At 65.4% G+C, this 24,035-nt stretch carries 21 protein-coding genes; 5 read left to right on the top strand and 16 right to left on the bottom strand.

Going from position 1 to position 24,035, the window contains the following annotated elements:
• Positions 1-20 precede the first annotated feature (20 nt).
• From BEP01S_RS11565 to BEP01S_RS11555, 3 genes are all read right to left on the bottom strand, one after another.
• On the bottom strand, positions 21-2,636 hold the full coding sequence (locus tag BEP01S_RS11565; protein WP_062243415.1) for a bifunctional metallophosphatase/5'-nucleotidase: 2,616 nt from the start codon (positions 2,634-2,636) through the stop codon (positions 21-23).
• 196 nt (positions 2,637-2,832) lie between these two features.
• Positions 2,833-3,687 carry a tRNA pseudouridine(38-40) synthase TruA gene (truA, locus tag BEP01S_RS11560; RefSeq protein ID WP_039209922.1) on the bottom strand — a complete coding sequence of 285 codons (855 nt, stop codon included), beginning with the start codon at positions 3,685-3,687 and terminating at the stop codon, positions 2,833-2,835.
• Positions 3,684-4,310, bottom strand: coding sequence for a LemA family protein (locus BEP01S_RS11555; RefSeq protein WP_052239993.1), 627 nt, complete (start codon positions 4,308-4,310; stop codon positions 3,684-3,686). The genes truA and BEP01S_RS11555 overlap by 4 nt, the downstream gene beginning before the upstream one ends.
• Before the next feature lie 250 nt (positions 4,311-4,560).
• Here BEP01S_RS11555 and BEP01S_RS11550 point away from each other — a divergent pair, with 250 nt between their 5' ends.
• The gene (locus BEP01S_RS11550; protein ID WP_174521231.1) at positions 4,561-5,742 is read left to right on the top strand and encodes a glycosyltransferase family 4 protein; all 1,182 of its coding nucleotides are present in this window, start codon (positions 4,561-4,563) and stop codon (positions 5,740-5,742) included.
• 129 nt (positions 5,743-5,871) lie between these two features.
• Here BEP01S_RS11550 and BEP01S_RS11545 read toward each other — a convergent pair whose 3' ends face one another.
• The 10 genes from BEP01S_RS11545 to BEP01S_RS11500 all read right to left on the bottom strand — a co-directional run bounded on the left by BEP01S_RS11545 (position 5,872) and on the right by BEP01S_RS11500 (position 15,380).
• Complete coding sequence (locus tag BEP01S_RS11545) at positions 5,872-6,441, bottom strand: cysteine hydrolase family protein (RefSeq protein WP_244882205.1); 570 nt, start codon at positions 6,439-6,441, stop codon at positions 5,872-5,874.
• A 270-nt stretch (positions 6,442-6,711) separates the two neighbouring features.
• Positions 6,712-7,662: a hypothetical protein gene (locus tag BEP01S_RS11540; RefSeq protein ID WP_062243409.1), complete on the bottom strand. Its 951-nt coding sequence runs from the start codon at positions 7,660-7,662 to the stop codon at positions 6,712-6,714.
• Positions 7,663-7,770: 108 nt separating this feature from the next.
• Entirely contained in the window at positions 7,771-8,469 is a 699-nt protein-coding gene (locus BEP01S_RS11535; protein ID WP_244882203.1) for an energy-coupling factor transporter transmembrane component T family protein, read from the bottom strand.
• Positions 8,466-9,194, bottom strand: coding sequence for an energy-coupling factor ABC transporter ATP-binding protein (locus tag BEP01S_RS11530; RefSeq protein WP_083532683.1), 729 nt, complete (start codon positions 9,192-9,194; stop codon positions 8,466-8,468). The genes BEP01S_RS11535 and BEP01S_RS11530 overlap by 4 nt, the downstream gene beginning before the upstream one ends.
• Positions 9,191-9,847: a biotin transporter BioY gene (locus BEP01S_RS11525; protein ID WP_062243406.1), complete on the bottom strand. Its 657-nt coding sequence runs from the start codon at positions 9,845-9,847 to the stop codon at positions 9,191-9,193. Before BEP01S_RS11525 ends, BEP01S_RS11530 begins: the two co-directional genes overlap by 4 nt.
• Before the next feature lie 181 nt (positions 9,848-10,028).
• The gene (gene guaA, locus BEP01S_RS11520) at positions 10,029-11,612 is read right to left on the bottom strand and encodes a glutamine-hydrolyzing GMP synthase (protein ID WP_062243403.1); all 1,584 of its coding nucleotides are present in this window, start codon (positions 11,610-11,612) and stop codon (positions 10,029-10,031) included.
• 171 nt (positions 11,613-11,783) lie between these two features.
• Complete coding sequence (locus tag BEP01S_RS11515; protein ID WP_062243400.1) at positions 11,784-12,221, bottom strand: DUF3817 domain-containing protein; 438 nt, start codon at positions 12,219-12,221, stop codon at positions 11,784-11,786.
• Between the two features lie 2 nt (positions 12,222-12,223).
• Positions 12,224-13,174: an SURF1 family protein gene (locus BEP01S_RS11510; protein ID WP_083532682.1), complete on the bottom strand. Its 951-nt coding sequence runs from the start codon at positions 13,172-13,174 to the stop codon at positions 12,224-12,226.
• 31 nt (positions 13,175-13,205) lie between these two features.
• Positions 13,206-14,339, bottom strand: coding sequence for a GuaB3 family IMP dehydrogenase-related protein (locus tag BEP01S_RS11505; protein ID WP_039209937.1), 1,134 nt, complete (start codon positions 14,337-14,339; stop codon positions 13,206-13,208).
• 135 nt (positions 14,340-14,474) lie between these two features.
• On the bottom strand, positions 14,475-15,380 hold the full coding sequence (locus BEP01S_RS11500) for a LysR family transcriptional regulator (protein WP_062243397.1): 906 nt from the start codon (positions 15,378-15,380) through the stop codon (positions 14,475-14,477).
• Between the two features lie 214 nt (positions 15,381-15,594).
• On the opposite strand from BEP01S_RS11500, the gene BEP01S_RS11495 reads away from it, so the two are divergent.
• Positions 15,595-16,320 (top strand): LysE family translocator, encoded by a 726-nt coding sequence (locus BEP01S_RS11495; RefSeq protein WP_062243394.1) that lies wholly within the window; start codon positions 15,595-15,597, stop codon positions 16,318-16,320.
• 91 nt (positions 16,321-16,411) lie between these two features.
• Here the strand turns inward: BEP01S_RS11495 and BEP01S_RS11490 are convergent, their stop codons facing one another.
• The 3 genes from BEP01S_RS11490 to panB all read right to left on the bottom strand — a co-directional run bounded on the left by BEP01S_RS11490 (position 16,412) and on the right by panB (position 19,888).
• The gene (locus tag BEP01S_RS11490; protein ID WP_083532681.1) at positions 16,412-17,818 is read right to left on the bottom strand and encodes a mechanosensitive ion channel; all 1,407 of its coding nucleotides are present in this window, start codon (positions 17,816-17,818) and stop codon (positions 16,412-16,414) included.
• A 211-nt stretch (positions 17,819-18,029) separates the two neighbouring features.
• The gene (gene panC, locus BEP01S_RS11485) at positions 18,030-18,938 is read right to left on the bottom strand and encodes a pantoate--beta-alanine ligase (protein WP_062243392.1); all 909 of its coding nucleotides are present in this window, start codon (positions 18,936-18,938) and stop codon (positions 18,030-18,032) included.
• Entirely contained in the window at positions 18,938-19,888 is a 951-nt protein-coding gene (gene panB / locus BEP01S_RS11480) for a 3-methyl-2-oxobutanoate hydroxymethyltransferase (protein WP_062243389.1), read from the bottom strand. The genes panC and panB overlap by 1 nt, the downstream gene beginning before the upstream one ends.
• Positions 19,889-20,284: 396 nt before the next feature.
• Here panB and nadA point away from each other — a divergent pair, with 396 nt between their 5' ends.
• The 3 genes from nadA to nadC are packed head-to-tail and all read left to right on the top strand — an operon-like array spanning position 20,285 to position 24,035.
• On the top strand, positions 20,285-21,568 hold the full coding sequence (gene nadA / locus BEP01S_RS11475; protein WP_062243386.1) for a quinolinate synthase NadA: 1,284 nt from the start codon (positions 20,285-20,287) through the stop codon (positions 21,566-21,568).
• Positions 21,568-23,190 (top strand): L-aspartate oxidase, encoded by a 1,623-nt coding sequence (nadB, locus tag BEP01S_RS11470; RefSeq protein ID WP_062243383.1) that lies wholly within the window; start codon positions 21,568-21,570, stop codon positions 23,188-23,190. The genes nadA and nadB overlap by 1 nt, the downstream gene beginning before the upstream one ends.
• Positions 23,184-24,035 carry a carboxylating nicotinate-nucleotide diphosphorylase gene (gene nadC / locus BEP01S_RS11465; RefSeq protein WP_062243380.1) on the top strand — a complete coding sequence of 284 codons (852 nt, stop codon included), beginning with the start codon at positions 23,184-23,186 and terminating at the stop codon, positions 24,033-24,035. The genes nadB and nadC overlap by 7 nt, the downstream gene beginning before the upstream one ends.

Below are 24,035 nucleotides of genomic sequence, written 5' to 3'. Positions count from 1 at the left end.
CGTGATCGACTACTGCTGGCTCAGCTCTGGATGCTCAGCTTGCGGCGGCGGACGATCGTGACCGCTGTGCCGCCTGCGACGATGAGAGCCAGAGCCGCAGCGACGATGTTGAAGGTCTCGAAGCCGGTGCGCGGCAGGTCGCCGCCGTCCTTCGAACCGTTCGCGTCGGCCCCGGAACCATCGGCCGAACCACCGTCGGCAGACGCATTCGCACCGTCGGCTCCGCCACCGGCATTCGACGAACCGTCCGATCCGCCGGCGGCGTTGTCTCCGCCATCGGCGCTGCCGCCATCAGCTGCACCACCGTCGGCGTTGCCGCCGTCGGCCGAACCGTCATCACCGGCCGAAGCATCTGCGTCGTCACCGACTGCAACGGTGGCTTCGAATTCGTGAGCCAGCGGCAGAGGGTTGTCATCCCACCACGGACCTTCGACATTCGCCTGCACGGTGACCTTGACGGTCACTTCACCGGAGGCGTCCTTCGGCGCGGTCACGGTCACAGGAGTCTCGGACTCCCCCGCCGGAATCGAGTCGAGAGTGATCGTCTTGGCGGCCGCTTCGGCGCTGACCTCGGGAGCCTTGCCCTTGGTGACGCCGGCGGTAGCCGACTGGGCCTTGGACTGTGCGGCCGCCTCGGCGGTATAGCCATCCGGCAGGTCGACGGTGACGTCGACGGGACCGGAGACCTCGGACTTCGCATCCGTCTTGAGCACGAACTCGGCGCTCTCGCCCGGCTTGATGGCCTTAGGCCCGGTCAACTCGGCGGTCAGCTCACCATTGTCGATGACGTCCTTGGCCGCGTCGGCCTGTCGTTCGTTCTTGTCCGGGGCAACGTCCTCGCCCTCGGCCTGGTGCTTGTTGAAGTAGTTCTCCCAGGTCTCGAAGTCGGTCAGTCCCGACTGTTCGAAGTCGCCCTTGGCGAAGGAGGTGTAGTTGTCACCACCAGCGGCGAGGAAGCTCAGCGTCGCAACCCGGTAGTCCTTGTTCGGATCGATCTCCTCGCCATCGACCTTGACGGACTTCACGTGCTCGCCCTTGTCCGCGTCGCTGTCGTAGACGACGTCGACGTCATCGGAGACGCCCAGGTGGAGGAACGGGCGCGACGCATCGTCGGGCTGCCACTGTTCCTCGAACACGCCGATGACGTCCTCACCCTTCAACGTCACAACGCCGTGGTCGTTGGCGAAGGGAAGCACCCCGTTGAGTTCGGCGACAGTGACTTCGCACTTGTCCTCATTGTTGTAGATCTGGTCGCAGAGCAGGTCGGTGCGCAGTCCGCCAGCGTTCGTGACACCGAAGTCAGCTTCTTCCAGCTGGGTCTCCTCGACACCTTCCTTGAGCGCATCGGCAACGAGGTTGCCCAGCGTGGACTCGGCACCGCGGTCTTCTTCGCCGTCCTTGGTCGCTCGAGTGATGTCCTCGCTGATCGTTCCGGTGACCTCGGAACCGAGGTCCTTGGCCTTCTCCTCTGCGTCACTGATGATGCCGGCGACCTTGTCGACGACCTCGGAGTCATAGCTCTTGTCCTCGGTGTCGATGAGGTCGATGCCGCTGGCCTGCCAGTTGCTGTTCCCATCGACCCTCATGGTCACCTGCCCGACGTATTCGCCGTAGCTGCCGGCCTCGATGACGGGACGAGTCCGGTCGGGTTCGCCGGGCACAGGGGCTTCGAAGGCATACGGCATGTGGGTGTGACCGGTGAACATGGCGTCGACCGAGGCATCGGCCTCCGTGACGAGCTTCTTGAACTCGGCGTTCGACGCTTTCGCGTCCTCGAGGCTCTCGGTCGATGACGCACCGAGGTGGGCCTCCACAACCGTCATATCCGGCTGTTCGTCCTCGGGCAGATTCTCGAGATCCTCGGCGACACGGTTGACGGCGTCCGTGGGATCGCCGAATTCGAGGTCGGCGATTCCGTCCGGTGAGACGAGCGAAGCGGTGTCTTTGGTGACGACTCCGATGACGGCGATGCTGACTCCCCCGACATCGACGATGGAGTATTCGTCGAGGCCGTCGACAACGTTCTCTGTTCCCTTGTCGTAGACGTTGGCCGCCGAGTATGGGAAATCTGCTGCATCGCTCACACGTCCCGTGAGGTCATCGATGCCCTTGTCGAATTCGTGGTTGCCGACAGCCGAGGTCTGAACGCCGATGGCGTTGAGGACGTCAAGGGTGGGCTTGTCGTTCTGCGACGAGGAAGTGTAGGTCGAAGCGCCGATGTTGTCACCGGTCGACAGAACCCCGGTGCCCATGTTGTCGCCGCCGGTGCCGAATTTCGCTCGCTCTTCCTCGACTACTGAGGCGACTTGAGTGCCTGCCTCGGAGATGCGTCCGTGGAAGTCGGTGATATTGAGCAGCTGGACCTTAGTCCCCTCGGGTGCAGCCTGAGCATCAATGCCGGAATCCTGCTCGTCGGTGGCGTCATTCTCCGACGTCGCGGAGCTGCCGCCTGCTGACGTTTCGTTCGCCGACTCGTCGGGGTTCGCGGGAGCCGATTCGCTCGGTGATGTGGCGCTGTCTTCAGGTGCGTTTCCGTTTCCCAGGGAAGGTGCCGCAATGGCCGGCGTGAGCCCCGGCAGTGTCAGCATCGACACTGCGGCGCCCGTGGCCAGCACTTTGGTCACAACTTTCGACATGTATTCAGTTCCTTCGATCAGTCAGTCGGGCGCACATCAACCGTGCATAAGGGGATGAAGACGGATTCCATCCTGCAGTGCCAATGCGAACTAAAAGTTACTTACATGTGAATCTACACAGGATTCTCACACCTGGAAAGAGGAATTCTCACATAATCACGACAGATGTCCTGATTGACGGCGCGAGAGTGCGGCCTTATTCCTGGTCGCGGCGGGCCATCGTCTGGGCATTCCGCGCCGCGTAATCCTCGGGCGCCGGGTAGCCGACTTCAGTGAGGACGAGGCCTTCGGCGGGCGTGACGAACATTGGCACATCGGGAGTCAGCCCGGCGTCCGCCTCGGCGATCAATTCGGCCGGGCGGGTCACCGCCCAATTTCCGGACCCGACCTTGATCAGTCCGCCGACGAGCGCTCGGACCATGTGATGGCAGAAGGCGTCGGCGCGCAGATCGATGGTGATCACCGCATCCTGATCGCGCACGACTCGCAGTTCATGGAGGGTGCGGATCGTCGTCGCTCCCTCCCGAGGTTTGCAGAACGGCAGGAAGTCATGGAGTCCCTGGACCTCGCTCGCGGCCTCGGCCATGGCTTCGACGTCGAGTTCGCCCTTATGACGTGGTGTCACCTGGGTCAGCAGCGGATCGATGAAGGAGCGGTGATCGGCCAACCGATACTGATAGGACCGCCACAGGGCAGAGAACCGCGCGTCGAAATCCTCGGACACCTCGGCCACCGCGTGGACGACGATGTCGTGGAACTCACCAGCGGCGAGGACTCCGCGCAGACGCGAAAGCAGTGCCACCTCGGCGGATCGATTCGACTGGCCGATGAGCTTCTCGATCGCCGCATCGCTCAGATCGATGTGGACGACTTGGCGTCGCGCGTGGACGCCGGCGTCGGTGCGCCCGGCGACGACGGTGGCCACCTCGGTGCCGGTGATCCGTTCCAGCCCGGATTCGACGGCGGTCTGCACCGTGCGCAGGCCCGGCTGTTTGGCCCAGCCGTGGAAATCCGTGCCGCGGTAGCCCAGGTCGAGGCGGAAGCGGGTCATGGGGTCATCCTCGCCGAGGCGGGGCCCGCCACTCCGTGGTCGCCATCGTCATCGATCGCCTCGGTGAATGGGTCGCGGGCCTTGAAGACTCTGCCGAAGAAACGTGAGAACGGGCGCATCCGCTGCTGGTGATAGCGTGCGACGTTCGTGTTGTAGAACCGGGCGCCGGCGAGGATCCGTTCGGTGAGCACCTGCAGCTGACCGTGCAGGAGTTGGATCGTCGTGTCGATCTCTTCATTGACCGCTGCCTGCTGGGAACGGGCATAGTCCGAGGTCAGGGACCGCTCGGTCAGTGCCGCGGGGATGAGCGCGGCGTCGTTGACGGCATCGGTCAGGGCATTTTCGGCTGCGGCGCCGCGGTGGTCGAAGGGGGCGCGTTCGGCGGAGGCGAGCGCGAGTTCGAGCCTGGACAGGTCTTGGCCTGCGATCTGTTGGAGCGTGCCGATATAGGCGGGCACGAGTGCGTGGCGGGCGCGGATCTCGCCGATGAGCTGGCGTTTGGCTTCGTCGCACAGCGACCGAGCCATGGACAGTTGGTTGAAGCGCAGGACGGTGAGGACGATGAAGAGGATGATGAGGGCGGCGAGTACGCAACCGCCGACGATGAACCAGACCACGGTCATTCCCCTCGTTCTATGTGCTGCGTGAGCATTTCCGACACCTCAGTTTACGCGGGGTTCAGAATCGTCGCGAACAGGTCATCATCCGGACACCGAGGCGGCTGAGAAGAGTCACCGAGAAGGACCGCGCCCGGACACCGGCCCCGGCATTCTGCAGTCACCGCAGAGAGTGCGGACCGATTTCGGCCAGATGTCGCCGACCTGTCGCCTTCGGGTCATGCGTTCGTCACTCGGCGGGCCTTAGCTGGAAGCCGTGAGAGTAGCGATCATTGCAGAATCCTTCCTCCCCAATATGAATGGGGTCACCCACTCACTCCTGCGGGTCCTCGACCATCTGGCCGACCGCGGCGACGAGGTCCTCGTCATCGCTCCGGGCACTCGCAGGGACGGTCCGAAGGAGGTCGCAGGCGCCCGCGTCGTCCGGGTCCCCTCGATCGCCTTGCCGAAGTATCGGCGCATCCGCGTCGCACCTGGCGGCGTCACCCGCATCCGCCGGCTGCTGCAGCGCTTTGCCCCGGACGTCGTCCACCTGGCCAGCCCGTTCGTCCTCGGTTGGCGCGGGGTGCTGGCCGCCCAGGCGCTCAATCTGCCGACCGTGGCGATCTATCAGACCGAGGTTCCCGCCTATGCCGCCCGGTATGGGATGCACGGCCTCGAGGCCATGTTGTGGAACCACGTCCGCAATATCCATCAGCATTCCTCCCTGACGCTGGCCCCATCGTCGTACACGATCGATCAGTTGGAAGGACTCGGTGTCGCCGAGGTGGCCCTGTGGGTCCGTGGGGTCGATTCCTCCCGCTTCGACCCGGGTCACCGATCCGAGGCCTGGCGTCGTTCCGTGGCCCCGAACGGAGAGAAGATCATCGGCTTCGTCGGCAGGTTGGCGGCGGAGAAGCAGGTCGAGGACCTTGCCGCGCTCACCGATCTGCCCGGGGCCAAAGTCGTCATCGTCGGTGACGGCCCCTGGCGGACGCGTCTGCAGCGGCTGCTGCCGGAGGCTCATTTCACCGGGTTCCTCGGCGGGGATGCCCTCGCCCAAGCTGTGGCGAGCTTCGACCTCATGGTCGCCCCGGGTGAGCTCGAGACCTTCTGCCAGACGATTCAGGAGGCCATGGCCTCCGAGGTGCCGGTCATCGCTCCCGCCAGAGGCGGCCCACTCGACCTCGTCGACTCCTCGCGCACCGGGTGGCTCTACACCCCGAAGGATCTCGGTGCCATGCGAGCGCATGCGGCGGACCTCCTCGGCGACGAGGCGAAACGGCGGGCCTTCGGGGTCGCCGGTCGTGAGCAGGTGCAGGCCAGGAGTTGGAAGAGCGTGTGCTCACAGCTCGTCGGCCACTATTCGCGGGCGATCGAGAATCCAGCCCCGCAGGTGCTCGGCCGCGGATTCAGCTCGATGGTCAACTCCGGACTGGAGAATCCACTGCCCTACTGAGGCGATCGCGCAGGTCAGCTTCCGGCCCTTTCGCCGACCGCTCAAGTTACCGCCGCTGTATCAAGCTATACGGTGAGCGCTGGGCGCCGAGGTGAGCGGTCGGCGCGCGCGAGCCTTCAGATGCCGAGCTCAGGCGAGGCCGGCCGTCCAGTCGGCGACGGTGACCACTGTCGCCTGCTTGGGGAACACCTTCTCGGTGAGCACCGCGTGGACCTCGGGGTCGCGGTCGGCGCAGGCGTCGGAGAGCACAGTGAGCTCGAAGTCGAGATCGGCGGCCTGGCGCACCGTCGAGAGCACGACACCGCTCGTGGCGACTCCGGCGAGCACGAGAGACGATGCCCCGTAGCCGCGCAGCAGCACCTCGAGATCGCTGCCGGTGAAGGCGCTGATGCGACGCTTGGTCACGATCGGCTCGCCCTGATGCCGGTCAAGGGTGTCGTGGATGCTCGTCGAGGCATGGGTCTCGTCAAGGTCGCCGTGGGCGGCGATCTGCGCGAACGATGCCGTTGCCGACAGTTCCGGATGCCCCTCGCGCAGCGCCACTCGTACCCAGACGACGGGGATGTCGTGGCTGCGGGCCGCGGCGACGGCGTCACGTGCGCGTTCGAGCACACCGGTCGAGGCGAAGGCGTCGTCCCCGGCGATGCCGTTCTGGAAGTCCATGGCCAACAGGACTGTGTTCTCGGTGCCGGTCATCATGTCTCCTTCGGTTCGTGCGGGGCTGATTCCCTCTTCCGCCGAGGTTACTCCTGACTCCAGTTGGTCCGCTGAGTCGAGGCTCAATGCCGACTGAGACCGGAGCGACGGCTAGCAGTGGAGTGCCGTTGTCCGCCGAAGGCGGCATCGATATAATGAAGAGGAAGCAACGTCAGGCCCCGGGCTACCGGATAATCCCGGCCCTTGGGAAGACGGCCCCCTGGTTTTTGCGGAAGCACCCAGGGGGTGCTTCATATTCACGGACCTATCGTTTCAACCGCCTGCCTTCCGTCGAGCCGCTTCGCCCAAGGCGCGGATCTGGCGCAGAAGATCATGGCCCACCGACTGGCCGGGAGCAAACAACGCGCCGTTGTCGACCGCATAACGCGCTGGTATCCTGGAAGATGAAGCAACGTCATGCCCCGGGCTACCGGATAATCCCGGCCTTTGGGAAGACGGCCCCCTGGCGAATGCGGAAGCACCCAGGGGGTGCTTCATATTCAAGAGCTTTCCGTCGATAGCATTGATGACCGTCAACTTGCCTTCCTGCAGAACCGGCTCGATGAATCTGACATCATCGCGCGCGATGTCACGTTGCATCGCCCATGAGATCGCGTCTGCTGACCACAACAACGGTTCGAACGCCATTCCGCCGTGAGTGAAGGCGACACCAGGGTGAATCGCGCCCGTCCTCCGCAAACTATCGACCACCCGCTCATCTGCACGGTTGAGTCTCTGATCCCTATTGTTGTCAGCGACGATCCCCCGAACAGCCCCCTCTCCGGTACCGCTCGTGAGGTTACGGACGAGCCGGTCGAGACACAGCGCCCTGGCCCTCGCAATGTCGCCCTGAGAACTGCCCGCCAACGGCATCTTCACAGCAATGACATTCCACACCGATTCCTCGGTGATCGTCTCGACCATCTCGACGATGTCACCGCGGTCGAAGTCGCTTCCGCGGAACTTCTTGTTCGTATGCCAGTAGGTTCCGTCGGCCACTTCCACCAATCGCTCGCGAATGGAATCCAAGCGCGCATGAGAGAAGATGACCGCGGCCATCTGATATAACGAGACCTCCGCCGGACCCAACCGCGTTCGAGAGAAGGTGCCCTCCGCCGCGCCTGTCGGCTGCCTCATCGACTCGTCGATGAACGCGATCGGGTTCGGGGCAGCGGCGAGGTAGAACCTCTCCAGTGCAGGTGACCGCAGGTTTGGGCTCGACATATCTCCGCTCTCATCCGGCAACGCTGCTCTCTTCGAGCAGCATTGCTCTCATCCGATGATGTGCCGAACACTCTATGGGGCGGTCCTGACACGACCGACGGGGGCGGTTCAGTCGACGATGCCGCGAGCGTCGAGGGCCCGACCGGTGTCCTGCGCGTATTTCACAGACCGCAGGATCGCCGGCACCACTCGGGCCCTGATGCTCGAGTCCAGTCCCCTGGCCCGGGCTGCGCGTTCGGCTTCGCCGAGCAGACCGGAGATATGGGAGATCGCCCTGACCATGAGGCTCGCTGTCAGTGCGATCGCCTCGGTGTTCGCGCCGAAGAACCGCAAGGGCGAGACCAGCACCGTGAACGTGTCGAGCAGCTGCGCCACCGACGTCGTCAGGGTGAGGATCAGGGCCGCCTGCACACAGGCGAACACGGTCCCGCCGACAGCCAGCCCCGACTCCATGGACCCGAAGAAGTACTGCAACCCCATGACGATCGCCACGAGCACCGCCACATAGATCCATGTGCGCAGGAAGTGCTTCACCCGCAGCCGGGCGGTGAAGCCGAGGACCACGAGGACAGCGAACATCGACCAGTTGATCGCCGCATCACGGAAGATGAGCGCAACGATGCCGATCACGGCGATCACCGCCAGCTTCACTCCCGTCGGCACTGCATGCAGCCATCCCCGAGGATGCGCCACCTTCCCGAAGAGCTGCGGTCGGGCCTTGATGCCGGCGTGCTTCCGCCACGTCGTTCCGGTGTCACCGGCACCAACGCCGGTATGACCGGCCCCGACAGGACGTTTCCCACTCATGGCGTATCGCTCATGATGAGATTCCGGTAGGCGGCGACCGCCTCGGCGGGGGCGGCATCGGCCACGATCCGACCGTCGTCGACGACGATCGCGCGCTGGGCGATCTGCGCGAACTCGAGGTCATGGGTGGTGAGGACGATGCGCACCCCGCGCCTGTCCACGAGCTCCTGGAGATGCACGCGCAGCCGCTCCTTATTGCGCAGGTCGAGCAGGGTCGTCGGCTCGTCGAGGACGAGGATCTGCGGATCCACCGCAAGCACCGCGGCCAGTGCCACGAGCTGACGCTGACCGCCGGAGAGTTCGTAGACGCTGCGTTCAGCCAGGTCGGCGATGCCGAGCTCGTCGAGCACCGCCAGTGCCGCTGCCCGCCGTTCGCGTTTGGGCACGGACTTGCGCAGGGACAGTTCGATGTCCTCGATCGGGGTCGGCATGACCAGCTGCGCGGCCGGATCGGTAAAGACGAAGCCGACCATTGAGCGCACCTTCGCCGCCTGCCGGCGCGGGTCGAAACCGTCGACGAGGACCTCTCCGGCGTTCGCGGTGACCAGCCCGTTGAACAGCTGCAGCAGGGTCGACTTCCCCGAGCCGTTGGCACCGATGACGGCGACGACATCCTCGGTGAGGGTGAGATTGACGTCTTGGAGGATCGGGCGCACGACATCGCCGTCGGGTCCGTCGTCGAGGACTCCGACGCCGACGTCGCTCAACCGGATCTCACGAGTCACTTCGCGCCCTGTGCCTGCCCGGCCGACACCGATTCGACGCTGATGCCGCGACGGCGCAGCACGTCGGGGAATGCACGGTGGATGAGCACCGCCACCGAGGCGGCCAGGATGTTCTTCACAATGTCACCGGGCCAGTAGGCGAGGTCCGCGACCGCAGCCACGCCGAGCGGCAGATCGCCGTTGATCGACATGCCGAGAATGCCCAGCGGGTGGTTGAGCAGGAGGCTGCCGCCGAAGCCGCCGAGGAACAGCACCACGCCGAGCTTCATTCCGCTGAAGCGGCGCACGGCCCAGCGGGCGATGAGCCCGGCGAGGAGAGCGTAGAGCGCGAAGGAGAGGATGTAGCCGGCGCTCGGACCTGCGAGGACGCCGATTCCGCCGCGCATTCCCGAGAAGATCGGGAGTCCGACGAGACCGAGGACGACATAGAGCAGGGTGGCTGCGAATCCGCGCCAGGGTCCGAGCACCATCCCGCACAGGGCGATCGCGAAGGTCTGCAGAGTGATCGGCACGCCGAGGGGACCCACCGGAACAGGAGGCATCATCGCAAAGGCCGCGAGCATCGCTGCGAAGACCGCGACGAGGGCGATATCGCTGCCGGCCGAGCGAGGACGGGTGATCCCCGCCGAGGTGGTGCTGTGGGTCGGTGTCATGAGTACTCCATTGGTCGTGATCCTCCCCGACGGGATCGGGGACGCCCGAGGCGGCCTCGAGCACCCTCCCACTGTAACTGAACGGTGTTCAGGAGCGGTATTCGGGGTCACGGTCGAGGCCGCCTCGGCGAGGGAATCCGCGCGTTCACGTGCGCAGTGCTCCCTCAACGGTCGTGGAGGATCACTCCCATTCGATGGTGCCCGGAGGCTTCGAGGTGACGTCGAGGACGACGCGGTTGATGTCGTCGACCTCGTTGGTGATGCGGTTGGAGATCACGGACAGGACGTCGTACGGGATGCGCGTCCAATCCGCGGTCATCGCGTCCTCGCTCGAGACCGGGCGCAGCACGACGGGGTGGCCGTAGGTGCGGCCGTCGCCCTGGACGCCGACGGAGCGGACATCGGCGAGGAGCACGACCGGGCACTGCCAGATCTCTCCGTCGAGGCCGGCCTTCGTCAGCTCTTCGCGGGCGATGGCGTCGGCCTTACGCAGGATGTTCAGGCGCTCCTCGGTGACCTCGCCGATGATGCGGATGCCCAGGCCGGGGCCGGGGAACGGCTGGCGGGAGACGATGACCTCGGGCACGCCGAGTTCGCGGCCGATGGCGCGGACTTCGTCCTTGAACAGGGCGCGCAGGGGTTCGATGAGCTGGAACTGGATGTCATCGGGCAGGCCGCCGACGTTGTGGTGGCTCTTGATGTTCGCAGTGCCCGATCCCCCGCCGGATTCGACGACGTCGGGGTAGAGGGTGCCCTGGACGAGGAAGGCGATCTCTTCGCCGTCGCCTTCCTGAGCCTCGAGCACGAGGTCGGCGGCAGCGGACTCGAAGGTGCGGATGAACTCGCGGCCGATGATCTTGCGCTTCTCCTCCGGGTCGGTGACCCCAGCGAGCTGCGAGAGGAACTGCTCACGTGCGTCGACGGTGACCAGGCGGACGCCGATCGAGTCGACGTAGTCCTTCTCGACCTGGACGCGTTCGTCCTGACGCAACAGACCGTGGTCGACGAAGACGCAGGTGAGCTGGTCGCCTATGGCCTTGTGGACGAGGGCTGCGGCCACGGAGGAGTCGACTCCGCCGGACAGGCCGCAGATGACTTTCTTGGTTCCGACGCGAGCGCGGATGAGTTCGACCTGCTCGTCGATGACGGATTCGTTCGTCCAGTCGGCGGTGAGGCCGGCGACGTTGAACAGGAAGTTCTCGAGGATCTTCTGCCCGTTCTCCGAGTGGAGGACCTCGGGGTGCCACTGCACGCCGGCGAACTTCTTCGCCGCGCATTCGAAGGCCGCGACCGGGGTGTCCGGGGTGGAGGCGAGGACGTCGAAGCCGGCGGGCGCCTCGGCGACGGAGTCCCCGTGGGACATCCAGACCTTGTAGTTCTCGGGGGTCTCGGCCAGGAGTGCGCCGGTGGCAGTCACGGAGACCGGGGTCGATCCGTATTCGCGCTTGTCCGTCTTGGCCACGCGGCCGCCGAGGGCGGTCGACATGAGCTGGAAGCCGTAGCAGATGCCCATTGTGGGCACGCCGAGGTCGAACACGGAGGTGTCGAAGTTCGGCGCTGCGGCGTCATTGACGCTCGAAGGGCCACCGGAGAGCACGATGGCCACGGGGTTCTTCGCCGCGAACTCGGACGCGGGCGCGTCGTGGGCGATGATCTCCGAGTACAGGCCGGCTTCGCGGATGCGTCGCGCGATGAGCTGGGCGTACTGCGCGCCGAAATCGACGACGAGGACAGGGGGCACCTGTGTGCTCTGGGATTGCGTCATGATCCAATTCTAAGCGTCGGCGACCGGACGCCCGAATTCGGGGTTTCACCCGCCGAAATGCTCACCTGAGGGTGACGGTGGGGGCCGCCTCGGTGAGGGTGAATCGGACCGGCCTCGCCGCCGCGATTGCCCACGGAACGGTGGGCCGCCTCGGGGAGGGTGGGTTCTGTCTTAGGACTTGGGGGCGACGACGACGGCGGCTTCGAGCTCCGCGTCGACCTGGCGGTGGATGCGACGTTCGAGGATGAACGACATCACGGGCACGACGCCGGCCAGGGCGAGGATGAGGTAGCGGCCGAGCGTCCAGCGCATCTGCTGATTGAGCCAGAAGCAGCCGATGAGGTAGACGACGTAGCACCAGCCGTGGCAGATCGCGATGGCCGCGGCGAGGTTGAAGCCGCCGAAGTTCAGGGCGGTGGCCGGGTCGGCGGCGATGAGGTACTTGTAGATCATCTCGACCGTGAGGATGAGCAGCATCGTGCCGGTGATGAACGCCATCACACGGTAGAACTTCAGCGCATTGCGCGCGGAGGTGAAGCGTTTGACGCTCCACACATTGTTCTCGTCGAAGTCGGGGCGGGAGTCCAAGGACTCATGTTCTTCGCTCACGCTCAGTTTCCTCCGGTCGTGGAAGTGTCGGTATTGTTCGATTCGGGTTTCTTCCCGGTCTTCTTTCCGGGCTTCTTGCCACCGTGACGATGGGCCGGCAGTCCGGTCAGTCCGGACATCACCTCGGGGTCGATGGCCGCATCGCCGGCGGGCTTGACGACAACATACTCGACGCGCTTCTCCGAATCCTGGGAGTCCTCGCCGAGGCGGCGCCTGACGTAGTCGTCGCGCAGCAGCTGGAACCACATGTAGAGGGCCATGGCTGCGAAGATGATCCATTCGAGGGCGTAGACCGCCGACTGCAGATCGAATCCGCCTTCGTCACGCGTGGTGGTCGTCGGAACCTGTTCGAGTCCGTCGGTGCCCACCGAGGCGGCCGCCCCGTCCGCGGTTTCGGGGATGAGGAAGCCGGAGTAGGTGAGCAGGTCGGGGAACAGGTTGATGATCTGCGAGGTCGAGACCGTGTGCACCTGACCGTCGGGCAGGTCGTTACCTTCGACGGGTCCTTCGATGGGTCCGATCCGCGCGGTCAGCTCGACCTGACCGTCCCGGGCTTCGGAGTTCATCGCTGTGTCCTCGTCGGTGGTGAAACCGCGGACGACGGGAATCGCGATCGTCTTCTTCTCGGCGTTCGCAACCTTGACGCCTTCACCGAGGTGGGCACCGTCCGGGGCGAACATCGTCACGACCCAGTACCCGGAGTCACCGTCCTGGACGCGTCCGGGGATGACGACCTGGGCATCGGGAATCCAGTGTCCTGACAGGCTGACCCGCTGGTCGGCGAGGATGCCGGGCATCGGGGCCTGCGCATCCATGACGTCGTTGAAGTCCTTGAGCTCATCGACTCCGGCGGAATCGGTGACGTCGTTCTTGTGCTGGGCTCTGTCGACCTGCCACGCGGAGAGTCCGACGAAGCAGGTGACGAGCACCAGAACGAGGAGCAGGGACCCCAACCACTTGGGGGTCAGTGCCAGGCGGAACAGATCAGACCACCGAACCAGTCTGGTAGGGCGAGACGGTGACGTCGACGCGCTGGAATTCCTTGAGGTCGAGGTAGCCGGTGGTGGCCAGCGCCCGACGCAGGGCGCCGGCGAGGTTGAGTTCGCCGATCGCGGTGCGGCCGGGGCCGAAGAGCACCTGCTCGAGGCTGCCGACGGTGCCCAGCTCCACACGGTGGCCGCGCGGCAGGTCCGGGTGGTGAGCCTCGGCGCCCCAGTGCATTCCGCGGCCGGGGGCTTCGGTCGACCGGGCCAGGGCGGTGCCGAGCATGACGGCGTCGGCGCCGACTCCGAAGGCCTTGACGATCTCGCCGCTGGTGCCGAGTCCGCCGTCGGCGATGACATGGACGTAGCGACCGCCTGATTCATCCATGTAGTCCCGCCGGGCGGCGTGGACGTCGGCAACGGCCGTGGCCATCGGGGCGTGGATGCCCAGAGTCTTGCGGGTCGTGGCCGCCGCTCCCCCGCCGAAGCCGACGAGGACGCCGGCGGCACCGGTGCGCATGAGGTGCAGGGCCGCGGTGTAGGTGGCGGCTCCGCCGACGATGACGGGCACATCGAGTTCGTAGATGAACTGCTTGAGGTTGAGCGGTTCGGTGTGGGTCGAGACATGCTCGGCCGAGACCGTGGTGCCACGGATGACGAAGATATCGACTCCGGCATCGACGACGGTCTTGTAGAACTCCTGGGTCCGCTGCGGAGTCAGGGCGCCTGCCACGGTGACTCCGGCTTCACGGATCTGTTCCAGGCGAGCGGTGATGAGCTCGGCCTGGATGGGTGCGGAGTAGAGCTCCTGCATCCGGGCAGTCGCCATCTCAGCCGGCAGCTGAGCGATTTCAGCCAGCTGCGGAGTGGGATCCTCGTACCGGGTCCACAGACCTTCGAGATCGAGGACGCCGAGGCCGCCGAACTTGCCGAGCGAGATGACGGTCTCCGGCGACATGGCCGAATCCATGGGAGCGCCGATGAAGGGCAGCTCGAACTGGTAGGCGTCGATCTGCCAGCTCAGGGACACGTCTTCGGGATCACGGGTGCGCCGAGCGGGGACGATCGCGATGTCGTCGAGCGAATAGGCGCGACGGCCGCGCTTGCCTCTGCCGATTTCGATTTCAGAACTCACCCCAACAGCCTATCCCACCACCCTCCCCGCAAGGTCTCAGCCCACTATGAGGAACGGCCGGTCTCCCCTCCCAGGACTACCTGACGGCGGCCCAGATACCTGGCGCCAGGTTGCTGGGCCGCCGTCAGGTAGTAATTAGGGGGTGGTGAGGTGGGATTGGACGGCGGCCTCCGTCGCGGCGGCGAATGCGCGGACGTGCGGCAGATGGGCGTCCTTCTCCCGCACGTGCATGACGACTCGACGCGTCGGCACGGGGTCGGTGAGGTCGACGGCGGCCAGGCCGGGCGGCAGCTGCAGAGTCGAGAGCCTCGGGAGGACTGTGATGCCCATGCTCGAGGCAATGAGAGCCAGCGCCGCGAAGTCGTCCTCGCAGGCGGCGAAGCTCCGGCGTTCGAATCCGGCCGCGGCACACGCATGGTCGACGACCTTGCTCGACGGCCCGGCCCACATGTCGTAGTCGACCCAGTGTTCGTCCTCGAGGTCGATGAATGGCACCGACTCTCGACCGGCGAACCGGTGGCCTTCGGGGACCACGACCCGATAGTCATCGTCGAAGAGCGGGATGCGCCGCATCTCCGGCAGGTGGATCTCCCCGTCCTGCGGAACCTCCGCTCGGATCTCGATGAGGCAGTGCCCGCGCCGGTTCTTTGCCGGCTCGTTGAGTTGGATATCGAAACGCAGGTTCGGATGATCTTCGGCCACGGTTTCGATGATTCCCGGCAGCAGCCGCGCATTGAACGAGGTGAACGCCGCGATCTTCAACCGGGGCCTGTTGACATTGCGGAAACCTTCGACCAGATCGTCGAGGCGGCCGACCGCGGTGAAGACCTCTGCCGAATCGTCTGCCAGGCGTCGGCCGAGCTCGGTGATCTCGATGCCGCGTCCCGAACGCTGGTAGAGCGGCGCCCCGACGGCCTTCTGCAGGGTGGTGATGTGCTGGCTGACGGTCGCCGGCGTGTAGTTGAGGCTCTTCGCCGCGGCGACGACGGAACCTGTGGCCGCGACGGCGCGCCAGACCCGCAGACGATTGAGATCCCACATGCCCTCAAGAGTAGCCGCAGACAGTCCGAAAAATCATTTGGTACGACCTGATGATCATTCACGATCAGTTGCTTTTCCCGATTGATCGATTCCGGCAGAATGGTGATCGTCTCCGTCGACGTCGGAGACACCCCTGTGCCACATCCCCGTTGACCGTTCTCATCTTCCCAATCGCCCTGTCTTCCCAATAGCCCCAACTTCCTAAAGGAGTGCCGTGACCGGACCCGAGATCCTCACCATCACCGGCGCCGCTGCCGCGCTGGCAGTGACCCCCGGCCCCGAGACGATCCTGACGATCCGCCTGTCCTCGCTGCGCCGCAAGGCCGGACTCGTCTATGCCCTCGGCACTGCCACGGGCACCGTGATCTGGATGGTCCTCGCACTCACCGGCGTCTCCGCCCTGCTGACCGTCTACCCGGCCGCAGTGCAGGTGCTCAAGATCGGCGGCGGCCTCTACCTCTGCCTCCTCGGCATCCTCGCCGGTCGGCAGGCCCTTCGCCTGCGCCGTGAGCTGAAGGCCACCGAGGCGACCGGAGGACCCGCCACGAACGACCTCCTCACCCCGTCGTCCGGTTCCGACCCCGCCGACGGCCCGGTCTCCGAGATCGCCCAGGTCATGGAATCGACGTCGTGGGGCCACCTGCGCTCGTTCGTGTCCTACCGCCGCGGCATCATCTCCTCGCTGAGCAACCCGAAGGTCGGCCTGTTCTTCCTCGCGATCCTGCCGACCCTCGTGCCCGCCTCCCCGACCGGCACCGACTACACCGTGCTCGTCGCGCTGATCCTCGGCGTGCTCCTGTCCTACCAGCTCATCCTCGCGTGCCTGGCCAGCCTCGCCGCCTCCGCGATGGCTCACCGCAGCGCCGACTTCTTCATCGAAGCCGCCTCCACCGTCATCCTGCTCATCATCGGCATCGCCGTCATCGCGATCCCCATCTGAGCCGCAACCGACCCGAACACATGAGAGGGGCGGGGCACCGAGGTCGATCCTCGGCTGCCCCGCCCCTTTCGCTCGGTGCGCAGACCCTCACTCAGCTCTCATTCGCCGAGGAGGCTCCCCCACTTCCGCTGCCACCGCCGTTGCCGGTGGTGTTCGTTCCGGACCCCGGAGTGCTGCCGTCGAAAGCGTCGGGATTCGTCTTCTCGGCCGCCTCGGCGAGGTCGACCTTGTCGAGCATCTTCGCGGCCGCCTCACGTCCGCCGAGGCCGAAGGCCAGAGCGGCTGCCGCCGCACCGCCGATGACGACTGCACCGAAGGCGAGGTTGATGATCGAATCAGCCAGGCCCATGTAGCGCAGACCCATCGCGATGAACAGTGCGATCGCCGAGTAGCGCAGCACCTTGCTGGCCAGGTTGTTCGTGATGAACTTGCCGATGATCGCGGCGATGAGGAATCCTGCGGCGATGATCGCGGCGCCGAAGAGCACGCTGCCACCGAGGTCGAGGATCTCGTTGAGGATGTTCGTGATCTCGGGGAATCCGAGCATCTTGGTAGCCATGATCGCGAAGAAGATCATGATGGCCACCTGCACGAGACGGGTGATCACGTTGGAGGCGCTGGTGCCTTCGGGCACGATCCCGATCTCATTGATGGCCTTGTCGGTGCCGATGCCCTGGAGGATCTGCTCGAGCAGATTGCCGAGGAACTTGGCGATGACGAAGCCGATGGCCAGCAGGATGCCGGCGGCGATGATGACAGGAATCGCATTGAGGAAGATCTGGAGCATCTGCTGGGCAGGGTCCGAGATCGCCTTGATGCCGAGGACCTGCAGCGCCGAGATCGCGACGACGATGATGATGACGCCGAAGACCAGATTGCCGATGAGGTTCGAGATCTTCGCGTTCGCCTCAGCGTTCGGGTTCGGCGCCTGGCCCGGGTGGCCACCCTGGGGCGGCATACCTTGCTGGCCTTGCGGCGGCATGCCCTGCTGACCCTGTGCCGCGTACTGCTGGGTGGCGTCGGGATTCGGCTGAGCATTTCCGGCACCTTCGGCCACTCCGGTGGCCTTGTCACCGAGTGAGCGGAACTTCGATGTCAGCTTCGTCAGGTCCACAGCATTGAGTGCGGTCTGGACGAGCTGCTTGGCGATCTTCGCGAAGACATAGCCGATGAAGAAGATGAATCCCGCGCCGATGATATTCGGCAGGAATCCGAAGATTCCGTCGAGAAGACCCTGCAGCGGAGTAAGAACCTGATCGAGATTGAACAGCTGGAGAACGGCGATGAGCCCGAGCAGCCAGATGATGAGCCCAGCGATCTGCCCGACCGATTTTCCGATCTGCTGACCATTGCTTCCGTCGCGCTGAAGAGCAGGAACCTTTGTGACGAGTTTGCCCATCGCCCATTTGACGATGGCGGCGATGATCCAGGTGACAATGAGAATGACGATTGCCAGTCCGACTTTCATCAGGACCGACCAGATATCTAGATCTTGCATGTCGCTTATCTCCTTCGAACTCAGCGAATCGGCAAGTTTCATTTTCTCTTGCTGATTTTGAGTCTATTCTCAGAGAACACTGAGAACAAGGGTCCGGCGACTGATAACCGTTAATTGAAACCACAGATGTCGGCGCAGCTCAATCAGTTACATATGCATATGTCGATCGCTCAACAGAATCTTCATAAACCGGTCACAATTGCATATCGCGTCAGAATTCCAGCGGCAGATTGTCGATGAGATGAGTCCCGCCGACCGTCGCGGAGACGAGCAGCAGAGCCGAACCCGTGAAGCCTGGTGGGCACGGTCGCAGAGTCGCGGCCTCGACGAGGCTGCAGTAGACGATCTCGAGTTCCCCACGTTCGGCGACCGGCTCCAACTCGGCGAGCGCGGCCGCTTCGACGGCGGCGGGCAGGTCCACACCAGCACCACCGGAGCCTGCAGCAGCGCCAGCCACACTGGCGCCGGAGCCAGTCGCTCCACGGCCTCGCTCGGCCACCTCGGCGGCGGCGTTGAGAGCCCGCGGAATCGCCAGGGCACGGGCCCGGTCGTCGGCGGCCAGGTAGGTGTTGCGGCTCGACATGGCCAGCCCGTCGGCGTCACGGACGACCGGCAGACCGATGAGCTCGATATCGAAGTTGAGGTCGGCGATCATGCGTTTGACCAGGACGTACTGCTGGATGTCCTTGAGCCCGAACACCGTGACATCGGGGTCGATGAGGGTGAAGAGCTTCGCCACGACGGTGAGCACACCATCGAAGTGCCCGGGCCTGGCCGCGCCTTCGAACACGGCTCCCATGCGTCCGGCGACGACGCGGACTTCTGGTGCCGACGGATACATCTCCGCCAGCGCCGGGGCAAAGACGAAGTCGACTCCGGCCTCTTCGCACTTCTTCAGGTCCTCTTCGATCGGTCGCGGGTACTGGACGAAGTCCTCGTCGGCGCCGAACTGGAGCGGGTTGACGAAGATCGAGGCCACGACAAGATCGGATTCGGACCGGGCACGGGTCATCAGCGCCTGATGCCCGGAGTGCAGGGCGCCCATCGTCGGGACGAGACCGACGCGGCCCGTCTGCTCTGCCCGCCACCGACGCAGCGCCTGGATGCCGCCGACCTCCATCAGTCGAAGCTCCTCTCCGGTTCGGGGAAGACCCCGGACTTCACTTCCTCGACATAGGTGCCGACCGCCTCGGTGAGCACGGAATGCAGGTCGGCGTAGCGCTTGACGAAGCGCGGGGCACGGCCGGTGCGCAGGCCGGCCATGTCCTGCCATACGAGAACCTGGGCGTCACAGTCCGCGCCGGCGCCGATACCCACGGTGGGGATCGTCAGCTCGGCGGTGACCTGGCCGGCCAGTCCGGAAGGCACCATCTCCATGACCACGGAGAAGGCTCCGGCCTCAGCCACCGCACGGGCGTCGTCAAGTAGCGCCGTCCCTGCTGCGCCGCGGCCCTGGACTTTGTAACCGCCGAGGTTGTGCTCGGCCTGCGGGGTGAAGCCGATGTGCGCCATGACGGGGATGCCCGCCGTCGTGATCGCCTTGATCCGGGAGGCCATCCGCGCCCCGCCTTCGAGCTTGACCGCGTGGACTCCGGCTTCCTTCATGAAGCGCACTGCCGTGGCTACGGCCTGTTCATCGGAGATCTCGTAGCTGCCGAAGGGCAGGTCGGCGACGATGAGTGCACGGCTCGTCGCCGAGGCGACGGCTCGGGCCAGTGGGATGAGTTCGTCGACGGTGACCGGCAGAGTGGTCGCGTGGCCGTAGACGTTGTTCGCTGCGGAATCGCCGATGAGCAGGGCTTCGACTCCGGCCTGTTCGAACAGGGCCGCCGTGTACTGGTCGTAGCTGGTCAGCATCGCCCACCGCCGCCCCTCCGCCTTGGCCTTGATGAGGTCGAGAGTCCGGATCCGCCGAAGCGGCGCTGCGGGAGCGGATGCCTGACCGCCGTACGGGGCTGGCTGTTCCGCCGAGGTGGTCCCCGACGTAGCATTGCCGCCGGCAGTGCCGTTGTCGGCCGCGGTAGTGTTAGGGGTAGACGTGAACTGGTTCGAGTGTGCCGCTTCGGGCATGAGAATCCTTCAGATTTGCGATGTCGTCGGTGCCGGCGCGGGCGGGGCGAGACCGATGCTCCGGTCCGAAGCTTCGGTGTCTCTCACGGGGCGCCCACCGCAGTGCGCATCGACTCGGATTGCGAGCCAGACCACAGCATATTGCATCCCCTGGCGCAGAGCCATCGGCAGATTCACGGTCGCGGTCGCGGCACCGTCCACCTGCCGCTCGCCGGAACACGCGTCTACTTCTGACGCCTCACCCGCGCGTCGAGAGTTGTACATTGCCCACCCACAGGATTAAGCTCAAATCTGCGCAAAGAATTAAACGCATAACTGCGCAAAAGATTTCGGGCGGTTCACACCCCGTGCGAAGCACTTCAGGCACGGGCCCCGCCCACCGAGCGAAGGACGATGATGACCACGACAGCTTCCATCGAACTCACCCTCAAGGACATCTCTGCCACGGGCGCGAACGACGATATGTGCACGACGGAGCTGCTCGATGCCCCGTGGGACGTCGACGAACGCCCCGGCTACGGTCCCGGCTCCTCGATGGCCGACCCCATTCCGGCCTCCGCCCCACGTCAGGGCGATATTCCCGATGAGTTCAAGCAGGCATCGCCGGAGGAGCTCGACGCCCGCATCCGTGCCGCCAAGGCCACCCTCGGCGACCGTGTCGTCATGCTCGGCCACCACTACCAGCGGGTCGAGGTCGTCGAACATGCCGATTACATCGGCGACTCGTTCATGCTAGCCCGGGCCGCCCAGAACCACCCGGAGGCCGAGGCCATAGTCTTCTGCGGCGTCCACTTCATGGCCGAAACCGCCGACCTGCTGTCGAAACCGGAGCAATCGGTCATTCTGCCCAACCTCGCTGCCGGCTGTTCGATGGCCGATATGGCCAGCATCGATCAGGTCGAGGACTGCTGGGAGCAGCTTGCCGAGATCTTCGGCACCGAACCCGATGCCGACGGTCGCGTCCCGGTCATCCCCGTCACGTACATGAACTCTTCGGCCGCGATCAAGGGCTTCTGCGGCCGCAACGGCGGAATCGTGTGCACCTCCTCGAACGCTGAAGTCGTCCTGGAATGGGCCTTCGAACGCGGACAGCGTGTCCTGTTCTTCCCCGACCAGCACCTGGGCCGCAATACCGCGGTGAACATGGGAATCGGTCTCGACGAGATGCCGCTGTGGAATCCCGTCCGACCACTGGGCAACAACGACGAGCAGACGCTGACCGATGCCCGTGTCATCCTGTGGCAGGGTTTCTGCTCCGTGCACAAGCGCTTCACCCCCGCCCAGATCGACAAGGCCCGCGCCGACCACCCGGACGTACGTGTCATCGTCCACCCCGAATGCCCGCGTGAGACCGTCGAAGCCGCCGACGAGTCAGGTTCGACCGCGTACATCACGAAGGCCATCGCCGAGGCGACCGAACCGACCACGTTCGCCATCGGAACCGAGATCAACCTCGTCCAAAGGCTGGCCGCCGAGCATCCGCAGCATAAGATCTTCTGCCTCGATCCCGTCATCTGCCCGTGCTCGACGATGTACCGCATCCACCCCGGCTACATCGCCTGGGTCCTCGAATCCCTCATCGACGGTCAGGTGGTCAATCAGATCTCCGTCGACGCCGAGGTCGCCGATCCTGCTCGCGTATCCCTGGAGCGGATGCTCGCCGCGAAGCCGCGGATCTGATGAGCCGCGTCATCGTCGCAGGCTCCGGAATCGCGGGGCTGACCGCGGCACTGTGCCTGTCCGGCCGCCACACGGTCACGCTCGTGACGAAGGATCGCCTCGGCGAGTCGAACACCGAATGGGCGCAGGGCGGCATCGCTGGTGTCATCGGCCCCGATGACACGGTTGCCTCCCATATCGCCGATACGCTCACGGCGGGTGCCGGACACTGTGACCCGGAGGCCGTGCGCACCCTGTGCGAGGCCGGTGGGGACGAGATCGTCTCCCTCGCCGAGGCGGGGGTGGAATTCGACACGGATCAGACTGGAGCCTGGGCCCGCGGAATGGAAGGGGCGCATTCATATCCGCGCATCTTCCATTCCGGAGGGGATGCGACCGGGCGGGCGATCAGCACTGCACTGGCGGAGAAGCTGCGCGCCGAGGTAGCAGCGGGCCGCGTCACCCTGCTCGAGGACACGATGCTCGTCGACATCCTCACCAGCGACGACGAGCATCGGCCCGTTCGAGCCACGGGAATCACTGTGCTCCGCAACCGACGCGTCGAGACCCTGACCGCCGACGCAGTCGTGCTGGCCACCGGCGGGGCCGGGCAGCTCTTCGCGCACACGACGAACCCGGCCGCTGCGACCGGAGACGGTCTGGCAGCCGCCATCCGTGCCGGTGCCGAGGTCGCCGATCTCGAGTTCTTCCAATTCCATCCCACCACCCTTCCCGGTCCCGGCTTCCTCATCTCCGAAGCCGTCCGCGGGGCCGGTGCGCTCCTCCTCAATGAGCAGGGCCGCAGGTTCATGTATGACGTCGACGATCGCGCCGAGCTCGCCTCCCGCGACGTCGTCGCTCTCGCTCTGCATCGCCGTCAGGCCGCTCAGGACGGACGCCCGTGCTTCCTCGATGCGCGGGCCATCCCGGATGTGGAGGCGAAGTTCCCGAGCATCACCGCCGGTCTTGCCGCTTATGGCCTCGATCTGTCCCGGGACCTCATTCCCGTCACTCCTGCCGCCCACTACTTCATGGGCGGGGTGGCCACGGATCGCGACGGTCGCACGAGCGTCGAAGGGCTCTTCGCCATCGGCGAGGTCGCATGCACCGGAGTGCATGGCGCCAACCGGCTGGCCTCGAACTCTCTGCTCGAGGGCGCAGTCTTCGCCACCCGCGCCGCCGGCGCAATCGACGCACAATCGACCCACACAAACGATGCGGACCTCGCCTTCGAGGATTCCATTAACCATGAGCTCCCACTCCCCCAGTTCGGTTCATTCCACCAGACGGCACTGACACGGACCGAGCTGCAGGCTCTCACCTGGGCTCATCTGGGTGTGGAGCGCACGGCCGAGGGACTGCGGACCCTGCTCGACCGCCTCGGCGACGGCGCCCGCCATCACCGTGACCACGACAGCGGCTCCGCCAGCCACGATGGCCGCGGCGACGACCTCAGCACCAACCACGCCGTCCCCAGCGTCCAGGCCCTCGAGACCGCGAATCTCGCCCTCATCGCCGAATACATGGCTCGTCATGCGTTGGCCCGGGAGCACAGCCTCGGCGCGCATACCCGCACCGACACTCACACCGACACCACGCGTACTTCGCACACCGCTCTGCTTCAGGAGGCCACCGCATGCTGACAGCTGCGACCATCGATTCTGCACTGCGCATCGCCCTCGACGAGGACGCTCCCTGGGGCGATATCACCGGCGAAGTCTTCATCCCCGCCACCGCCTCGGCGAGGGCCGATCTGCGTGCCCGCGAAGACGGAGTGCTCGCCGGGATCGAGGTCTTCGCCCGCGCGTTCACTCTCGTCGACCCGAGCGTCACCGTCGAGCTTGCCGCAGCCGATGGTGATGCTTTCACCGCAGGTCAGGTGCTTGCCACGGTCACCGGCCCCGCCCGGGCGGTGCTGCAGGCCGAGCGGATCGCATTGAACTTCTGCCAGCGGATGAGCGGAATCGCCACTCAGACTCACGCCTTTGTCGAGGCCGCCGCGGGGCGGGCACGCATCGTCGACACCCGCAAGACGACTCCAGGGCTGCGCGCGTTCGAGAAGCATGCCGTGGTCTGCGGCGGCGGGCACAACCATCGCTTCGGCCTCTCCGATGCGGTCATGGCCAAGGACAATCACCTCGCCGTTCTCACCGCTGCCGGATTCAGCGTCGCCGAGGCGATCCGCACCGCCCGTGCCCGTCTGCCGCATACGACGACGATCGAGGTCGAAGTCGACCGGCTCGACCAGGTGCCCGCGGTGCTCGACGGCGGCGCCGATATCATCATGCTCGACAACTTCACCCCGGCTCAACTGCGCGAAGGCGTCGAACTCGTGGGCGGCCGCGCCGTCGTCGAAGCCAGCGGAAATGTCACGCTGGAGACGATCCCGGAGATCGCCGCCACCGGCGTCGACGTCATCTCATCGGGAGCGCTGACCCACAGTGTCCGGGCGATCGACCTCGGACTCGACCTCTCCCTCGAGGCCTGA

It is taken from the genome of Brevibacterium epidermidis NBRC 14811 (genome assembly GCF_001570805.1).
GTDB classification, from domain to species: Bacteria; Actinomycetota; Actinomycetes; order Actinomycetales; family Brevibacteriaceae; genus Brevibacterium; species Brevibacterium epidermidis.
The sequence above is the reverse complement of the archived record's forward strand: the minus strand, read 5'-3'. Positions and strand labels throughout refer to the sequence as shown.